The organism is Spirosoma gilvum, assembly GCF_054776815.1.
The window spans coordinates 161,421-178,811 of sequence record NZ_BAAHBH010000012.1 but is presented as its reverse complement, the minus strand read 5'-3'; the positions used below and the strand labels follow the sequence as shown (position 1 = coordinate 178,811).

18 protein-coding genes and 1 pseudogene are annotated in these 17,391 nt (G+C 45.4%); 8 read left to right on the top strand and 11 right to left on the bottom strand.

The annotated features are described in order from the left end of the window. Positions 1-92 precede the first annotated feature (92 nt). Positions 93-1,232, bottom strand: a complete 1,140-nt coding sequence (locus ACYVFD_RS27985; protein WP_461093824.1) for a cystathionine gamma-synthase — start codon at positions 1,230-1,232, stop codon at positions 93-95. Positions 1,233-1,318: 86 nt separating this feature from the next. Between ACYVFD_RS27985 and ACYVFD_RS27980 the strand changes: the two genes are divergently transcribed. Beyond that, entirely contained in the window at positions 1,319-1,993 is a 675-nt protein-coding gene (locus ACYVFD_RS27980; RefSeq protein ID WP_461093823.1) for a TVP38/TMEM64 family protein, read from the top strand. A 190-nt stretch (positions 1,994-2,183) separates the two neighbouring features. On the opposite strand, the gene ACYVFD_RS27975 is transcribed toward ACYVFD_RS27980, so the two are convergent. Then, positions 2,184-2,987: an alpha/beta fold hydrolase gene (locus tag ACYVFD_RS27975; RefSeq protein WP_461093822.1), complete on the bottom strand. Its 804-nt coding sequence runs from the start codon at positions 2,985-2,987 to the stop codon at positions 2,184-2,186. Positions 2,988-3,018: 31 nt separating this feature from the next. Here ACYVFD_RS27975 and ACYVFD_RS27970 point away from each other — a divergent pair, with 31 nt between their 5' ends. The 3 genes from ACYVFD_RS27970 (at position 3,019) to ACYVFD_RS27960 (ending at position 5,831) form a co-directional block, all read left to right on the top strand. Next, positions 3,019-3,474, top strand: a complete 456-nt coding sequence (locus ACYVFD_RS27970; protein ID WP_461093821.1) for a MaoC family dehydratase — start codon at positions 3,019-3,021, stop codon at positions 3,472-3,474. A gap of 87 nt (positions 3,475-3,561) precedes the next feature. Continuing rightward, positions 3,562-4,731, top strand: a complete 1,170-nt coding sequence (locus tag ACYVFD_RS27965) for an acyl-CoA dehydrogenase (RefSeq protein ID WP_461093820.1) — start codon at positions 3,562-3,564, stop codon at positions 4,729-4,731. Between the two features lie 173 nt (positions 4,732-4,904). Next, positions 4,905-5,831 (top strand): AraC family transcriptional regulator, encoded by a 927-nt coding sequence (locus ACYVFD_RS27960; protein ID WP_461093819.1) that lies wholly within the window; start codon positions 4,905-4,907, stop codon positions 5,829-5,831. Positions 5,832-5,922: 91 nt separating this feature from the next. Here ACYVFD_RS27960 and ACYVFD_RS27955 read toward each other — a convergent pair whose 3' ends face one another. The 5 genes from ACYVFD_RS27955 to ACYVFD_RS27935 all read right to left on the bottom strand — a co-directional run bounded on the left by ACYVFD_RS27955 (position 5,923) and on the right by ACYVFD_RS27935 (position 8,805). Further along, positions 5,923-6,366, bottom strand: coding sequence for an energy transducer TonB (locus tag ACYVFD_RS27955; RefSeq protein ID WP_461093818.1), 444 nt, complete (start codon positions 6,364-6,366; stop codon positions 5,923-5,925). 3 nt (positions 6,367-6,369) lie between these two features. Next, positions 6,370-7,119: a phosphoglycerol geranylgeranyltransferase gene (locus ACYVFD_RS27950; protein ID WP_461093817.1), complete on the bottom strand. Its 750-nt coding sequence runs from the start codon at positions 7,117-7,119 to the stop codon at positions 6,370-6,372. After that, positions 7,103-7,621: a hypothetical protein gene (locus tag ACYVFD_RS27945; RefSeq protein ID WP_461093816.1), complete on the bottom strand. Its 519-nt coding sequence runs from the start codon at positions 7,619-7,621 to the stop codon at positions 7,103-7,105. The genes ACYVFD_RS27950 and ACYVFD_RS27945 overlap by 17 nt, the downstream gene beginning before the upstream one ends. 83 nt (positions 7,622-7,704) lie before the next feature. Next, positions 7,705-8,130: a phage holin family protein gene (locus ACYVFD_RS27940; protein WP_461093815.1), complete on the bottom strand. Its 426-nt coding sequence runs from the start codon at positions 8,128-8,130 to the stop codon at positions 7,705-7,707. A gap of 288 nt (positions 8,131-8,418) precedes the next feature. Next, complete coding sequence (locus ACYVFD_RS27935) at positions 8,419-8,805, bottom strand: TraR/DksA family transcriptional regulator (protein ID WP_020596321.1); 387 nt, start codon at positions 8,803-8,805, stop codon at positions 8,419-8,421. A gap of 344 nt (positions 8,806-9,149) precedes the next feature. Here ACYVFD_RS27935 and ACYVFD_RS27930 point away from each other — a divergent pair, with 344 nt between their 5' ends. Together ACYVFD_RS27930 and ACYVFD_RS27925 are read left to right on the top strand one after the other, a co-directional pair. Continuing rightward, the gene (locus ACYVFD_RS27930) at positions 9,150-10,424 is read left to right on the top strand and encodes a Glu/Leu/Phe/Val family dehydrogenase (protein ID WP_461093814.1); all 1,275 of its coding nucleotides are present in this window, start codon (positions 9,150-9,152) and stop codon (positions 10,422-10,424) included. 102 nt (positions 10,425-10,526) lie between these two features. Beyond that, complete coding sequence (locus ACYVFD_RS27925; protein WP_461093813.1) at positions 10,527-11,189, top strand: phosphatidylserine decarboxylase family protein; 663 nt, start codon at positions 10,527-10,529, stop codon at positions 11,187-11,189. 33 nt (positions 11,190-11,222) lie between these two features. Here the strand turns inward: ACYVFD_RS27925 and ACYVFD_RS27920 are convergent, their stop codons facing one another. Next, positions 11,223-12,026, bottom strand: coding sequence for an SMP-30/gluconolactonase/LRE family protein (locus ACYVFD_RS27920; protein WP_461093812.1), 804 nt, complete (start codon positions 12,024-12,026; stop codon positions 11,223-11,225). Positions 12,027-12,254: 228 nt separating this feature from the next. On the opposite strand from ACYVFD_RS27920, the gene ACYVFD_RS27915 reads away from it, so the two are divergent. Further along, positions 12,255-13,886: a GMC family oxidoreductase gene (locus tag ACYVFD_RS27915; RefSeq protein ID WP_461093811.1), complete on the top strand. Its 1,632-nt coding sequence runs from the start codon at positions 12,255-12,257 to the stop codon at positions 13,884-13,886. Between the two features lie 10 nt (positions 13,887-13,896). Here the strand turns inward: ACYVFD_RS27915 and ACYVFD_RS27910 are convergent, their stop codons facing one another. The 3 genes from ACYVFD_RS27910 to ACYVFD_RS27900 form a co-directional block, all read right to left on the bottom strand. Next, positions 13,897-14,985, bottom strand: coding sequence for an alginate O-acetyltransferase AlgX-related protein (locus ACYVFD_RS27910; RefSeq protein WP_461093810.1), 1,089 nt, complete (start codon positions 14,983-14,985; stop codon positions 13,897-13,899). Between the two features lie 116 nt (positions 14,986-15,101). Further along, positions 15,102-16,541, bottom strand: coding sequence for an MBOAT family O-acyltransferase (locus tag ACYVFD_RS27905; RefSeq protein ID WP_461093809.1), 1,440 nt, complete (start codon positions 16,539-16,541; stop codon positions 15,102-15,104). Positions 16,542-16,821: 280 nt separating this feature from the next. Continuing rightward, positions 16,822-17,025, bottom strand: a complete 204-nt coding sequence (locus ACYVFD_RS27900; RefSeq protein ID WP_461093808.1) for a hypothetical protein — start codon at positions 17,023-17,025, stop codon at positions 16,822-16,824. Between the two features lie 40 nt (positions 17,026-17,065). On the opposite strand from ACYVFD_RS27900, the pseudogene ACYVFD_RS27895 reads away from it, so the two are divergent. Then, positions 17,066-17,391, top strand: a pseudogene (locus tag ACYVFD_RS27895) (SGNH/GDSL hydrolase family protein); the annotation flags it as partial.

Below are 17,391 nucleotides of genomic sequence, written 5' to 3'. Positions count from 1 at the left end.
TTCAAACAACTATTTAGTTAACGCTTTCCCACATTTTGTTCATGAGACTACATTAATTTGACTAAACTTCGATTTGACGGTCACATCTACAATCAACCAATTGCCTGTTCCAAATCCTGAATCAGATCGTCTACGTCCTCTATCCCGACGCTGAGTCGAATAAGCGTATCTTTCAGACCATTGCGCTGGCGTTCTTCTTTGGGGATGCTGGCATGGGTCATACTGGCCGGATGTGTGCAAAGCGATTCTACCCCGCCCAACGATTCGCCCAGCGAAAACACCTCAAAACTTTCCATGACTCGCACGGCTTCGGGCATCGAATCGCCTTTCAGTTCAAACGACAACATGCCGCCAAAATCCCGCATCTGTTTTTTAGCCAGGTCATGCCCTACATGCGACTCCAGACCGGGATAGTATACCTGGCTAACTTTGGGATGCTGTTGCAGGTAACGAGCCACTTTCATCGCGTTTTCGCAGTGCCGTTGCATCCGAACATGCAGGGTTTTGATTCCGCGTAATACCAAAAAGCAGTCCTGAGGCCCCGGAACTGCCCCACAGGCATTTTGAATAAAGGCCAGTCGTTGAGCGGTTTCATCGTCGTTCAGGACAATAGCCCCCATCACCGTATCCGAATGGCCTCCAAGGTATTTGGTCACAGAGTGCATAACAATGTCGGCCCCTAAATCGAGCGGATTTTGCAGGTAAGGCGATGCAAACGTATTATCCACGACCAGTTGAATGGTGTGCTGTCTAGTGATGGCCGAAATGGCTGAAATATCCACCAGACGCAGCAACGGGTTAGTCGGGGTTTCGATCCAGACCATTTTGGTGGCCGGTGTGATAGCCGCTTCCAGATTGGCCGGATTATCTAGCCCGACAAACTTAAATTTGAGTCCAAATTCCTGGAATACCCGAACCATAATGCGGTATGTACCACCATACAAATCATTGCTGGCAATAATTTCATCGCCGGGTTTAAATAGTTTCAAAATCGCATCGGTAGCGCCCAATCCCGACGAATAGCAAATACCATGTTTGCCATTTTCGAGCGCGGCCAGGTTATTTTGCAGCACCGTTCGGGTCGGGTTCTGTGTACGCGCGTATTCATACCCCTTATGTTTCCCCGGCGACTCCTGCACATAGGTCGAGGTCTGATAGATAGGCGTCATGATGGCGCCCGTCGTTGGGTCCGGCTCAATACCGGCATGGATGGCTTTGGTTCCGAATTTCATGGTCAAAAGTAACGAAGTTTGTAACGAAAATAGACAACCCGGGTGGTTACCAAAACCACAACCCCTGTCTTGCAGTTTGATACTAAGTGAAAACCACTATTCCTAAAAATATAACTGGCCCCGCTATTGCCGGGCTCGTGCTATCAATAACGCCAATCGTCTTTACATCCGTACTGACGTATTATGCTATTGTGTATGAACCGATCATTGCTGAATTTACCACCTGGCAATGGGTAGCTATCACTCTTACCTGTGCTATCACCTCAGCTGGACTTACCCCGCCGACGATGCTGGCGCTGATTTTCGGCTATTTTCTGGGTTGGAACGCCGTTCTCCCTATGTTCGTCATCAATTTTGGTGGCATCCTGTTCATTAATCTAATCGTCCGCTGGCTGGATCATGATTGGGTACTCGCCTTTATTCGACGGAATCCCAAAGCACAATCGGTTCTGGATCGTATCCTAACTAATGAGTTGGAAGTTATTTTTTTCGCCAAACTCTCCCCTATTCTTCCATTTGGCCTGACCAATCTGATGTTTGCCCTATCGGGTGCCAGACTCAAAAATATTCTGCTGGGCGGGTTTCTGGGCATGACGCCACGAACTATTCTGGCGGTTTGGTCAGGCCACGAAGCACATGCCATAAAAACCCTGCTGGATAATCCGAACCAAGGCTCCTGGAGTCAGATCATCGTTGTCGGATTGGTCATTGTTTCGATCGCCGGTCTCTGGCGCACCATCCAAAAATCACTGAAGCAGTAACTTACCCTTACGGTTGCAATAAGTAACTTCCCGAAAGCTCCGAGCTTTCGGGAAGTTGAACACAGCCTTGTTAGCCTGCCCAATCCCCGTGGCTGTGTCCTCACAGCCACCTATGCGTCAGCAAAGTGTACCCTCCGGCCGGGCGACTGTGTCCTCACAGCCGCAGGATTAGACGTTGAAAAGAGCTTTGTTAACATCTTAATTGCTCAGCCGCCAGTTCAATCAGTCGATTATGACCGGTTCGTAAAATGACTAGCTCATACTGTTGAAGCCGTTTGGTAAGCGGAAGAATGTAAGAACCGGGCACAATTCGGTCGAAAGCGCCTGTAAAAAAACGCACACGGACCGAATGCGTGTTCAATAACTCGGCAATACGGCCCAGATCAGGTGAGATCAGCCGGAATTGTGTCCAGCTTTGATAAACCCGTTCGCGCTGCTCGGGAGTACCAAGCGATAGTTCGGCGAAGCGCATGGCTGTTCGGTTCAGTAGCCTCAGACGGGTTAGCAGATGGCCCAGTCGATTTAGTGCAGATAAATGCTGTAGAAAATAGCGAAACGTCCATCGGCCTGGCCCCGAACTTGTTGCCAATTGATACCAACTACTGCGAGTAATACCATCAGGAGCAATTAAAATCAACTGATCGATTTGATTGGCAAATGCTTCGACAGTGGCGAGTGCAAAGCGCCCCCCTAAACTAAAGCCCATTAAGGAGAACCGACCAATATTTTTCTCTTCTAAAAAAGCGCCAATAAGTTGCTGCCAGGCTGTTTTAGTCAAGAGTTGATCGCTTTGATAACGACTGTCGCCATGAAAAAATAAATCCAAAGCAAAAACGGTGTATTGATTACCTAACGTTGACTTTAATGTTTTGAAAACCTGACTACTTTGTCCAAAACCGTGGAAAGCCAGCAAAACTGCCGGGCCATTCCCGATTTTTTGGTAGGCAAGCTGGTTGCCTGCTACCTCAATTTTTTGGACCTTGGCTATACTCATAACCACAAAGTTGCTAAAAACCCGAATGTCTATGTTAACCTTCAAGAACCTTACTGAGTTAGCAGCCCATACTGGCCAATCGCTGGGTAGTACCGATTATCTGGTCATCACACAGGAAATGGTCAACCGCTTTGCCGAGGCCACTGGCGACTACCAATGGATTCATACCGATCCCGAACGAGCCATCCACGAATCACCTTATAAGACGCCCATCGCACACGGGTTCCTTACGCTTTCCCTGGCCCCTCGACTTATGGCCCAACTTTACAAAGTAACATCCGTTAAAATGGGCATTAATTACGGGGCTAATAAAATTCGATTTACTAATGCCGTACCGGTGGGTAGTAAATTACGATTGAACGCCCGGCTCATTAACGTAGAACCGCAGGCCAATGGCAGCCGTGTCATTACCGAATGTATTTTTGAGATCGAGAATCAACCCAAACCCGCCTGTATTGCCGAATTAATTACGCTGTTATTTGAGTAACTAGTATGCGTGCATACTAGTTTATTGCCCAATTGCTTACCTTTACTCTTCTCATTACACAGTCGCAAACTAAACCACGCAATTCAAATGGCAACAGAATCGCTGGAATTACAGGGATTAAATTTTAATTTATCAGAAGAGCACCTCGCCGTCAAGGAAGCCGCCCGCGATTTTGCTCAAAATGAACTCTTTCCAGGTATCGTTGAGCGCGATAACGAAGCCCGTTTCCCAACTGAGCAGGTCAAACGGATGGCTGAACTTGGCTTTCTTGGTATGATGGTATCGCCGGAGTATGGTGGCGGAGGTATGGATACGGTTTCGTACGTACTGGCGATGGAAGAGATTTCGAAAGTTGATGCGTCGGCTTCTGTCATCATGTCTGTCAATAATTCACTGGTCTGTTATGGTCTGGAAGCTTTTGGTACCGAAGAGCAGAAACAGAAATACCTTACCCGACTGGCTACCGGCGAAATCATTGGCGCTTTCTGCCTGTCGGAGCCCGAAGCGGGTTCGGACGCCACCTCGCAAAGCACCACAGCCGAAGATAAAGGGGATTATTATTTAGTGAACGGGACTAAAAACTGGATTACCAACGGAAACTCCTCGAGTGTTTGCCTGGTCATTGCTCAGACTCACCGAGAGAAAGCCCATCGAGGCATCAATTGCCTGATCGTCGAAAAAGGAACACCTGGTTTTGTGGTTGGCAAGAAGGAAGACAAAATGGGAATTCGGGCTTCAGATACCCATTCCCTGCTGTTTACCGACGTTAAAGTTCCTAAAGAAAACCGCATTGGCGACGATGGCTTTGGCTTTAAGTTTGCCATGTCGACTCTCAATGGAGGTCGTATTGGTATTGCCGCTCAGGCACTGGGCATTGCTGCGGGTGCTTATGAACTAGCTCTAAAATATAGCCAGGAGCGTAAATCTTTTGGCAAACAAATCTTTGACCACCAGGCCATTCAATTCAAGCTGGCCGAGATGGCTACTAAAATCGAAGCAGCTCGGCTACTGGTTTACAAAGCAGCTCGGCTAAAAGACGAACATAAGGACTATGTACAGGCGGCTGCTATGGCTAAATTATTTGCCTCAGAAGTGGCTATGTGGGCAACAACAGAGGCTGTTCAGATCCACGGTGGCTATGGTTATGTGAAAGAATTTCACGTGGAGCGTTTAATGCGGGATGCCAAAATCACTCAGATATATGAAGGTACGTCCGAAATACAAAAATTAGTGATAGCCAGAGAGCTAATCCGATGATGTAATTACATCTAAAATTGAATTTTTATCATTCGATAATGCGTGTTCGACATGAATACGCATTATTTTTTTTATTATTTGGAAACTTTTATACTTGTATTAGTTTTGTACAAATTATTAGTTTTGTGCAAATTTGAGCGCAATACAACTTCGGCAACACGCACCTTTCATCTATGGAAGACTATAATAAAATAATCGAATCTCTGGGCGTTAAGTTTATTAAGGCCCGAAACATTCGGATTCTGCAGCCTATCACCATCAAGAATTTCTATGATGTTGAGAACACGTTATTGATTTTATATAATGGTGAGGTATCGATTGGCGACGAAAAAATAAAGGTGGAAGTAGGCGACATGCTGTTTATACCGGGTGGCAAACACGTTACGGTTACCTATGGCGACCCCACAAACCCCAAAGTTGTCTCGAATGAAGAGTTTATGACCCATCGGGAATCCTATTGGGAAGGGAACCATGATCCGAAACTGATCAGCCAATTACCAAATTCATTCGGGTATGTATCGTTCGAAGCGAAAGTGTTCGACTCTGTGAATTTCTTTAACTCACTGGACGTACCGCCTTTCATTATCAAACGCGAAGATCACTTAGCTAATACCATTGATCAGATTCTGGCCGAAGAAATGACCGATCTGGCTGGTAAAGGGCGAATTATAAAGATTAAAACCGAAGAAATTGTCATTGAGGTAGTTCGGTATATTCTTAAGAATCACCTGTTTGTTGAACAGTTGGTAACGAACAGTACGTACTTCAAAGATCCGCGTCTAATCGACATCTTCGCATACATTAAAGAAAATCTGGGGGGCGACCTGTCGAACAAAGTGTTGGCAAACGTAGCTAACGTTTCGGAAGATTATGTAGGTCAGTACTTTAAGATGCTTACGGGTATTAACCCGCAAGACTACATCGAATACCAGCGTATGGAAGCGGCTGTTGGTTTGTTGCGCACGAGCAAAAAGAGTATTCGGGCTATTGGTTCTGAAGTGGGCTACAAAGATACCGCTTATTTCTGCCGTCGATTCAAGATGATGTTCGGCATCCCAGCCGGTAAAATGCGCCGTCGGGAATCGCTCATGAATGTATAAATAAAGGGAGAAAGGCAGAAGGGACGAAAGGGGAAAGGTAAATGCTACAGGCAAATCCTTTTCTCCTTTCGTCCCTTCTGCCTTTCTCCTCTTATTGCATTGTTATTTCGATGGGGAGGGTATAATAGACCGGAACAGGCCGTCCTCCTACTTCGCCGGGTGTCCAACGGGGCATTTTTTCGACGGCTGCGATGATATTAGCCATAAACGCTTCCATTCCTCTTCGCCCTTTTTTATCGAGTGGCTTTACCTGTATCCGGATGTCATGAATATAACCCAGTTCATCAATGATGAATTTGGCGGCCACGGGGCCAGTATCATATCTTTTCCGGGCTAATGCATTTGGAATAACGATATTCTCGGCCAGATAACGACTCAAGGCTACAGTACCTCCCGGAAATTCAGGCTGTCGCTCAGCTACTGTATATACCTTATCGATTTTAGATTGTGATTGCGCCAGTACGTCTACACCAGAAGCCAATCCTATACAAACAGATACGATTAGGCTGAGTGTCAAAAAAGTAAACCGTTTCATAAATTAAGCGCGCACAACAGATTGATTAAATTCCTGAACTATAGTCGATAATTGAGGCAACAGTTCGGGGTCATGTTCGATACCATTTCCTACCACAATCAGATCTGCCCCTGCTTTTAAGGCTTCATAGGCTCTTTCTCCCGAGTTGATCCCCCCACCCACAATTATAGGTAAATCAACAGCAGCCCGAACAGCCGCTATCATATCCGTTGATACGGGCTTCCGGGCGCCACTCCCTGCATCCAGGTACATTAATTGTAAACCGAGCATTTCACCAGCCATTGCCGTACAGGCAGCTACCCCTGGCTTATCGTGTGGCAAGGGCATCGTGTTACTAACATACGAAACGGTCGTTTGCGTACCACTATCAACCAGCATGTAGCCTGTAGGTAAAATTTCCAGCCCACTTTTCTTCAGCAGTGGCGCGGCAATAACATGTTGTCCAATCAGAAACTCAGGATTACGGCCCGAAATCAGCGATAAGAATAAAATGGCGTCGGCCGAGGGCTCTATATGCAGCGGATTGCCTGGAAACAGGATAATGGGTATAGCCGTGTGCTGCCTGATGGTTGCAATGACCTCTTTATGAACGTAATCGGTCACTAAACTGCCCCCTACCAGAAAAAAATCAATGGGATGCTCGACCGTGCGGTTGAGTAAGTAAATCAGACCGTCCTGCTCTATTTTATCGGGATCGAGCAGGACGGCAATGGCTTTTCGACCAGACAGCCGATTATTACGGAGTATAGTCAACAGGCTGGGTTGGAGCCTGTTCGTGATAGTCTGTTGGTTCGGCAGTTGGATTGATGGCATTATTTGAACGTATGCGGGCTAAAAATCCAGTTAGCTGCTCGCGAGCGATATTGGTTAAGACAGAGGTCAAAATACCACTGATTAAGCCACTCACGGCTGCCGTTTTTTGCACTTCTGGCACCTGGTTCCTGACAACTGTATGTTTTGACGACGCATCGTCTGATTCGTCATCGGCATAGTCGCTATCATCCTCCTCATCGTCGGGCTCGCCATACTTTTCGGCGTAGCGATACTCATCCGATTTGGGTAGAACGGCATTTACAACCAAATATACAGCTAAAGCAGCACCTGCGACAAACAAGGTTGTTTTACCAAGCTCTGTAGCGTCATCTTTTATGGTTTCAACACCGCTTGAGATCGATGATTTTAGGCGCTCAGTAGCCGCCATCAACTCAGCCCGCCGAGCCGTTGTGTCTGCGAATGGTACCTTTGGGTCTTCCATATTGTGTAGTAAAAAAGCGTTTGAATCCAAACTTATCAAACAAGTAAGTAACTGTTTACCAAGCTTCCTGAATTACTCGTACGTCAGTTCGATTGCGTACCTGGGCTGCCCATTGCCGAGCGGGTTTGCGCCATCAGCTCTTCGACGGCATCTGATTTCTCTTCTATTTTTTTCTCCTGGCTCTTTTTTATAGTACTGTAGGCCATCACCCGAATTTTTGCCTTAAAAAAATCTTTAGCAAACAGCCACAATAAGGTTAGCACCAGGAAAAAACCAGCCACGATTAAAAAACCCAGGTATTGGCTATCGGTTACCTTATTCAGATAAGCAGCAAGCAGAATGAATAAGAAAAGAAGGGTCATTGTGCTCAGCAGAGCGAGTACTATGCCATGAATACCAACAACAACTCCTTCTTCGAGTTTGCCTCGGCTCTCCAGCGTAAACAGCTCAATGCGGGCTTCGAGATAACGAAATATATTTTCCCGAATTTCTTCCAGATGTTCCAGCATGGTTTTAAAAAATTGATTTCCTTCTGCGGTATTTACAAATAATGGCTCAATTTGTTTTAAAAAAGTGAGGAAATAAAAAACAGCTTCAACATGCAGGATGTGAAGCTGTTTATGAAAATTTATCGTTGTTGATGAGCCCGTTACAGTTTATGGCCCTTTTTAAAGAAGCCGAAGGTACACAGGCACTATTATCAGTAGGGTCGCTAGTCAGACAATAGGCTCAAACAATAAAGCGGGCCGAAACCCACAAATTTATGTACAAGGCATTCAGATTCTTACCCGCTGCTCTTAACGAGATTGACGCAATTTGGCTTCAATCGTTTGCTGCGTATGAGGTACTGCCCGCAGCCGCTCTTTCGGAATCAATTTGCCAGTATCTTTACAGATACCATACGTACCATTTTTAATACGAACCATAGCTGCGTCCAACTGCTGAATAAACTTTTGCAGACGAGCAGCGAGTTGACTTAAGTTTTCACGTTCGCTGGTATCGGCACCATCTTCGAGCAGTTTTGAATTACCCGATGTGTTATCCGTGCCGCTATCGTTCCGTTTACTCAGTGTTTCCTTAATGTAGTTGAGTTCGCTACGAGTAGCATCCAGCTTTTGCCCGATCAGCTCTTCAAACTCCTTAAGTTCTTCTTCTGAGTACCGCTTTTTTTCTTCCTGAACCATAGCTAATCCAATGTTAAATTTTCGTTAGATGGTGTGCCCCATTTTTTCAGCCACAAAATTAATGCTTTGTATCCGGTATTTCAATGATTCTTAAAACATAATCTAATTTTAGCGGAATTTTATCAAATTGAGAATAATGGATTTTACGAATGAATATTCGGTTAATATAGGCTTTATTAATAGCCTGTTTGGGCAAACAAGATGAAAGTAGATAATTATATGGCCCTTTTAATATTATATTAATCTTAGAAAAAATATACCTTTCACAATATAACTAACGATTTACTAAGTTTGTGGACCACTTCATTAGCAATTTTGTTTAAAACAGAAGTAAATACAAAGCCATGGCCTATATAGAACCAGCTCCAATAAAAGATAAAGAGAATCCACTTGAGTCAATGATGTCGCGTTTTGATGCCGCAGCCAAACTGGTTGGTATCTCCGACGAAATGTATGACATCCTGAAAGTACCTGCCCGGCAGGTTATTGTTGGATTACCCGTTACGATGGATAACGGGGCGATTAAAGTTTTCGAAGGCTACCGGGTCATTCATTCCAACATTCTGGGCCCAGCTAAAGGGGGCATTCGGCTCGACCCGGCCGTTAATCTCGACGAAGTTCGTGCGCTGGCGGCCTGGATGACGTGGAAGTGTGCCGTTGTCGATATTCCATATGGTGGTGCCAAAGGCGGCATTGCCTGCAATCCCCGCGAAATGTCGGCCGGTGAAATCGAACGTTTAATCCGACAATATACGGTTGCGATGCTCGATGTGATTGGCCCCGACCGCGACATTCCAGCCCCTGATATGGGAACCGGCCCGCGCGAGATGGCCTGGATTGTGGATGAATATTCAAAGTCGAAAGGCATGACCGTCAATGGAGTCGTAACGGGTAAACCACTCGTTTTGGGCGGCTCACTTGGACGTACCGAAGCAACGGGCCGAGGTGTAACCGTAGCTGCACTGGCTGCAATGGATAAATTAAGAATGAACCCCTACCGGGCAACGGCCGCTGTGCAGGGTTTTGGCAATGTAGGTTCATTTGCCGCCGAACTCCTGCATGAGCGTGGTGTAACGGTTGTTGCCGTCAGCGATATTTCGGGCGGTTATTACAATAAGAGTGGTATCGATATTACGGCAGCAGTCAATTATCGCAATTCGAATAAAGGTACACTCGAAGGATTTACGGGAGCCGAAAAGATTTCCAACGAAGAGTTGCTTTCCCTGGCTGTCGATGTACTGGTTCCTGCCGCTAAAGAGGATGTAATCACCGACGATAACGCCGGTTCTATTCAGGCCAAAATGATCGTGGAAGGCGCCAACGGTCCAACCTCCGCTAGTGCCGATGAAATCATTAATAGCAAAGGCATTCTGGTTGTTCCCGACATTCTGGCCAATGCTGGTGGGGTAACGGTCTCGTATTTTGAGTGGGTACAAAACCGCATTGGTTATAAATGGACGCTTGACCGAATTAATCGCCGGGCCGACCGTGCCATGAAAGATGCATTCGATCGGGTATTCGAAACTTCCCAAAAATACAAAGTGCCGATGCGCCTGGCCGCCTATATTGTAGCCATCGACAAAGTAGCCAGCACCTATAAATACCGGGGTGGATATTAAGTGAATGCATAATGAATAGTGTACAATGTATAATTTTGTCGGTCTCCGAACATAATTCAACCATTATTCATTATACATTGTACATTATTCATTAATTAATTTATGCGCTTACACCGCGAAGGCACGACCATCATGATTACTACAGGGCTGGTTTTACTGGCTCTGAATCTACTTGCTTATTTCTACCTTTTCTCCGACAACTCAACAGCTATCATCCTGCTGGCTCTTGTAAGCCTGATTCTGTTTATCCTGGTCGTACAGTTTTTCCGGATACCAAATCGGTTGCTGACGCTAGGTGATACGCAGGTAATTGCTCCAGCCGATGGCAAGGTCGTTGTGATCGAAGAGACTACCGAGAGCGAGTACTTTAACGACCGTCGTCGTCAGGTATCCATCTTTATGTCTCCGTTGAACGTCCACGTCAACCGAAACCCAGTAACTGGTATTGTTCGGTACTTTAAATATTTTCCGGGTAAATACCTGGTAGCCTGGCACCCCAAATCGAGTACGGAAAACGAACGCACAACGGTTGTAGTCGAGACAGCCAATGGCGTTCAGGTATTATTTCGGCAGATTGCGGGGGCAGTGGCCCGTCGGATTATCTGGTATGTGAAAGAAGGTCAACCTGTTAAACAGGGCGAAGAATTCGGTTTTATCAAATTTGGCTCCCGAGTAGATGTGTTTCTTCCACTGGATGCTGACATAAAAGTAGCCATCGGCGACGTGACCAAAGGGGGCGTCACCGTGCTGGCAGAGTTGAAGTGATTTCGTAAAGTAGTTGATTGATTAATCAATCAACTACTTTACGCTTAGCAATTGTCCTTTTTCGGTTTCGGTTACGATCAATCCCAATTCGCCCGATAGATCGTACGTACAGTTGGATGGGTTTTTCCCAGGTAGCTGAATATCCCGCACAAAAGTGCCTTCGGCCGAGAACACCCGAATAATTCCAGCGCCAAATACTGCCACATACAAATTGCCATCTGGCCCAACGGTCATACCATCTGGACCGGGAATTGCCGCACCTACTGGAGCTTCGATAACAGTTGTCCAGACAGTAATATTTTCCCAACTTAAATCAGACACATCCCAATACCCACCCCAAATGCGCTGCTGATGCGTTTCAGCTATTAATAACGTTTGCCTGTCAGGATAAAATACCAGACCATTAGGGTAAAGTAATCCTTCAGCTATAATATCGACCGAGCCGCCTGGCGAATAAACCACTACATACCCCTGTTGCCCTGGCTCGGGTAGCCCCGGACAGGTAACAATCAGGTTATTCTGATCATCAAACATCAAATCGTTAGGCATATTAAGCGGCTGACCGCTTATCTCTTTAATCACCGTTTCAATGGTTCCAGTAGCTGTATGTAAACGTCGGATCGAATTTTGCCCTGAATCGCAGAACCAAAGATCACCCTGATTGCAAACTAATGAATTCGGTTGCCCGCCCGTTTGAATCCGTTTCGTATCGCCATTCGTGTACCGACAAAATAACCCTTCTCCTTTTTGCTCTACACACCACAAATTTCCTGCCTCATCGAAGGTTGGCCCCTCCGGAAAGCGCAGGCCCTCTGCTAATACACGTATCTGATTCATACTCCATATCGTTGATTCACTGAACTTTAGTCAAAAAATATGCCACGAAGGCATTTAAACATTGTGTATGAATGCTGAGCATTAATAGAATGGGCATTCATCAGTTTTTGTTTACAAAAGCTTATTCTGCGCGTCAAAAATTCCTTTTATTTCGCCCGCCAACTCTTCTATTATTTAATTATTTTTAGAAGTAATTAGACATTTACGCCTTATAGACATTACTCTGGTATGACATACGATTACATCATTGTGGGTGCTGGATCGGCAGGATGCGTACTGGCCAATCGGCTGTCAGCCGATCCGTCGGTGTCGGTGTTACTACTGGAAGCAGGTGGGCCGGACTCAAAAATGGAGATACACATTCCGGCGGCCTATACCAAACTCCACGGCACATCTGTCGACTGGGGGTTTTGGACTGAACCTCAGGAGGCACTTAATAACCGCCGGATGTATCAGCCAAGAGGTAAAACGCTGGGAGGCTGCTCATCGACCAATGCAATGGCGTATGTTCGCGGGAATCGGCTCGATTATGATGAATGGGCTACCCTCGGCAATCAGGGCTGGAGCTACGACGATGTTTTGCCGTATTTCATCCGCTCGGAACATAATGAGCAGTATGATCAGCTTGACCCGAATTACCATGGGAATGCCGGGCCAATGCATGTTACCTATGCCACTCGATTTCAGACCCCAATGGCTAAGGCTTTTCTTGAAGCCTGCACACAAACGGGTATCCTGCCCAATCAGGACTATAATGGAGCTCGGCAGACCGGAACAGGTTTATTTCAGTTTACAATCAAAGATGGGAGACGACATAGTACAGCTTCGGCCTTTTTAAAGCCTGTCCTGAACCGACCTAATCTGAACGTGATAACCCATGCCCATACCCGCCAGATTCTGATTCAGAACGACCGGGCTATTGGGGTTGAGTTTATAACCGGAAAGGCTCAGACGCAACAGGTCAACGCCCGAAAAGAGGTTATTCTCTCTGCAGGGGCCTTTCATTCCCCTCAGCTGCTGATGCTATCGGGTATTGGTCCAGCCGACACGCTGCATTCAGTAGGTGTTCCCGTAAAGAAGGATCTTCCCGGTGTAGGGCAAAATTTACAGGATCATTTATTCACAGGAGTGAGTAGTTTATGTTCACAGCGTGGCTCATCAGCTAACTTTTACCTGAAACCATTCAACCTCCTGAAAGGTCTTACCCAGTTTTTCCTGACTCACAAGGGGCCGATGACCAGCAGCCCGCTCGAAGCGGTGGCTTTTTTAAAAACCGAACATCTTTCTCCTCAGGCACCACCCGACGCTGTAGACATGCAGTTTCATTTTGCCCCTGTCCATTTTGGAAATGATGGCACTACAGATTTCTACGATTTAAACACTTACCCGTTTACTGATGGGTATACTGTGCTCCCAACGCTATTGAAACCGAAAAGTCGTGGATACGTTAGCCTATCATCAAAAAACCCGCTCGATCCACCTGTTATTCAACCCAACTATATGGCCCAAGAAAGTGACCGACTTGTACTGATCAGTGGTTTACGAAAAGCTATTGAGGTGATGCAGGCCGACGCCTTCGGGCCATTCAGTAAAGGCATCAATATCCCGCTGAATTACGGCTCTGACGATGCTTTGTGGGAGCACATTCAACACTTTATGGAAACGGTTTATCACCCTGTTGGGACCTGCAAAATGGGGTCGGATGAACTCTCAGTTGTCGACAATGCATTACGGGTGCGGGGTCTGGAAGGATTACGCGTAGTCGATGCCTCGATTATGCCAACAATCGTTTCGGGCAACACCAATGCTCCCGTCATTATGATTGCCGAAAAAGCAGCTGATTTAATAAGGGCTAGTTGATAAATGACTATTATATGTTAGCCAGGTAGTCCAGATTTCGTTCTACAATCTCAAAAACAACAATATCAGGCTTTTCGGAACGAACTAATTCGTCGGGTAGAAACTTGTTGCGAATGATATGAGTATGTGAGAAGTAGCCCGGTATGCATTGGCGTAGGGTTAACGTAAACGAATCTCCTACAAATAGTAAATCGGGCGCTTGCCGGTTTGGTGAAGTAAATCGTTGAGACGGCCAGGTTTCCTGTGCCTTAGTATTAGTTTCTTTTATCTCTTTTGGCTGCAACAGCGTAGGTGGCACAATCTCATAATTGGTCTTATCAAAAATCGTCTCATTCAATGCAAGCATCGTGACCAGATCGCCAGGGTATCCTTTTTTCGTATGGATATGATAACTTTTTTCGTCAGGCACAGGTATATTCGGAAAATCTTGCCGAATACGATTTATAATAGCCAACGATGCGGTAAAGGCCCCGAAATCGTTCCAGTGAGAATCCGTTTGTAAGTAAGTAGGATGGATCGATTTAGCCGCTATTAAGTTTGGCCTAATATCGATAAGAGTAATTGTCGTATGCTTTTGTAAATAATTTTTTAATATATCAAAATTAGAAGTAGACCGGGTGGCTTTTAAATAATTAGGTAAATATTCAGGATAAATGCTATACGAATCTGGTGAAATAACTACATAAAATGCCATTCGTTGCTTAGCCAGTTCCCGTTGCTTATCTGACAGTCTTTTAGCTATTGCCTCTAATTCTTTTACGGAAAATGGCAGTAAGCCCTGATGCCGATCCGCCACGTGATTCATATCATTGCCCGGAAAAAACCAGCCTTCTTTACCAAGAACAACTTTCTCAGGCAATGGAGAAACGCCTAAAATAGTATATTTCAATCGGCTATACTGATAAAAAAGGGCATTTCGCCAGCCAAAATGTTCTTTATAATATTTATTAAAATTTGCAATGTACGTTTCTACATGCGGAAAGTGAAAAACAGGCCGGGGAGTGAGCGCATTCTTTTCTGTACTCTTAAAGCCAGCCGAAAAACCAAACCATTGATCCAGCGTAGGCAAAACCAGGAACAGACTGAATCCCAGAGCCATAAGTACAGATCGGTACTTTTGTAGCCTATGTAGTTTAGTGATGGGTTCGCTACCCGATCTAACAGACTTATGTTGACTACGCGTAATCATCTCTGGTTCTTGTTCAACATGCATGATTAAAACCGGAAATAGATAAATGGATTATATGTATCAGCAGCCAGATACATAATAGCAATAATAAATAAACCGAACAGGCTAAAAACGTATACCGTATTAACCAAATATAAAATCGATGGCTGTGCAATTTTTAGATGCATCTGGCGCCACTTACTATGCAATAAATGATATACAGGAGTGGCCAGAACAAATCCGGCTAAAAGCGTAATAACAACCTCAATATTTAGAAAATAACTTAGCGGAAAAGCCATTTGCCTGACTTCGATAAAGCCAAATAATTTTTCTAAATAGATCAGCGCCAAGGACAGATTATCGGCTCGAAAAAATACCCAGCCAATTAAGATGACGAACAGCGTATATCCATGCCGGAGAGGAGCCCATAATTGGTTTAGCTTTTTATCAAACCCGGCCCGTTCGATCAATAAAAATAAACCATGGTATAGGCCCCAAACAATAAAGTTCCAACTAGCGCCATGCCAAAGACCTGTCACCAGAAATACAATTAATAAGTTGCGATAGGTCTTAACTTTTCCGCCCCGGTTCCCCCCCAATGGAATATATAGGTAATCGCGAAACCAGCTTGAAAGCGATATATGCCAACGTCGCCAGAAATCCTGAATCGACTGGGCTATATACGGATAATTAAAATTCTCTTTGAAATCAAACCCGACCATTTTCGCCAGGCCAATAGCCATATCCGAATAGCCCGAAAAATCGAAGTATATCTGGAGTGAATAGGCGATTATTCCAAGCCAGGCTGTTTCGGTAGGATAAGTATGCGGATTAGCTTTAAATACAGTATCGGCAATCTCGGCAAAGGTGTTAGCGAGCAGTAGTTTCTTTATCAGACCAATAACAAATCGCTCGGCACCTATGCCAAATTTTTCAATAGATACAGTTCGGCGAGCCAGTTCAGCATCAATATCAGCATACCGGACGATAGGCCCTGCAATTTGGTGAGGAAACATGGCCACATAGGTACCATAATTTAAAAAATTGCGATTAGCCCGAATTCGTCCCCAGTAAATATCAAGCGTGTACGATATACCCTGAAAGGTATAGAAACTGATACCTATAGGTAAAGCAATCTGGGAAACGGTTATTTCCTCAGCAGCTTTCAGTCCCATTACACCCAACAAGCCACCCACCAATGTAACCAGGAAAGCGAAGTACTTATAATAAATCAGGAGCGATAAACTGCCGATTAACGATAACAGTAGGCCCCCTTTACGGTATCCGCGTTCTATAATCTGACCGGCAAAGAAGTTGATACATATAGAGCCTATCAACACCAGCGTATCGCGCCCTTCACCCCAGAAGTAAAAAAGCAGGCTTGCACTGAATAACCAGGCATTGTGCCATCGTTTGGGCAATACATAGTAAACTAGCAGGAATACCGGCAGGTACAGAAACAGGAAAATTGCCGAGCTAAAAAGCATAGCTGTTTCGGTAGGATAGACATTTAACGTACAAGTTTTGCAAAATAACAGAAAAACGTACAACTAATCCCCTATATTGAAGGTCATTATAGTAACCGGTACGGCATTGTTTTTCTATAAGTCCTAAAATTGATTAATGAACTCTGTTGTATAATTTGTACTCAATACATTAGGGATCACCTATGTTAACTCAACGAAAAAATAGATTCTGGCCAGTAGACAGCTACCTGATCGCAGGATTGCTTATCCTATGTTTAAGTATCTATGGTTGTACCAGAGATTATCCGGCGCTTGTTGGTAATAAGCTGCCGCCTGACAATACCTCCACTACACCAACGACGTCAACATCTGCCTGTTCCTGCACAGGAACATCGTCTTCCAGCAGTTCTACTACAGCCTCGCCCGCGTCATCGACCAGTACCAATACGGTCCAGGTTGATACTTTAGACGTACCTCCTCCACGGTTTTCTCCTAATGGGGGCAATTTTTACTTTAGCACAACCGTCAGCCTCATTACTGACTCTTTGCCCGCTCAGGCCGACTATGAGTTTTCACTGGATGATGGGCAAAGCTGGCTAACAGGCAAGCAGTTTACGGTTACTGCGGGCGGAAAGATTCTCTCTCGTTTACGAGTCGGCAATAAGCCTTCACGAAGCCGTTCGGCTTTATTCACGATTTATTACCAACGCCTACTGGTGATTGGCAACAGCATCATGGCCCACGGACCCGCCCCCCAACTGGGCTGGTACAACTTCAACGGCATGGCCGCGTCGGCGCCCGAGAAAGACTTCGTCCACCTGCTGACCGCCAACCTACAAACCCTAAACCCAGCCACTTCCGTCCAACTGCA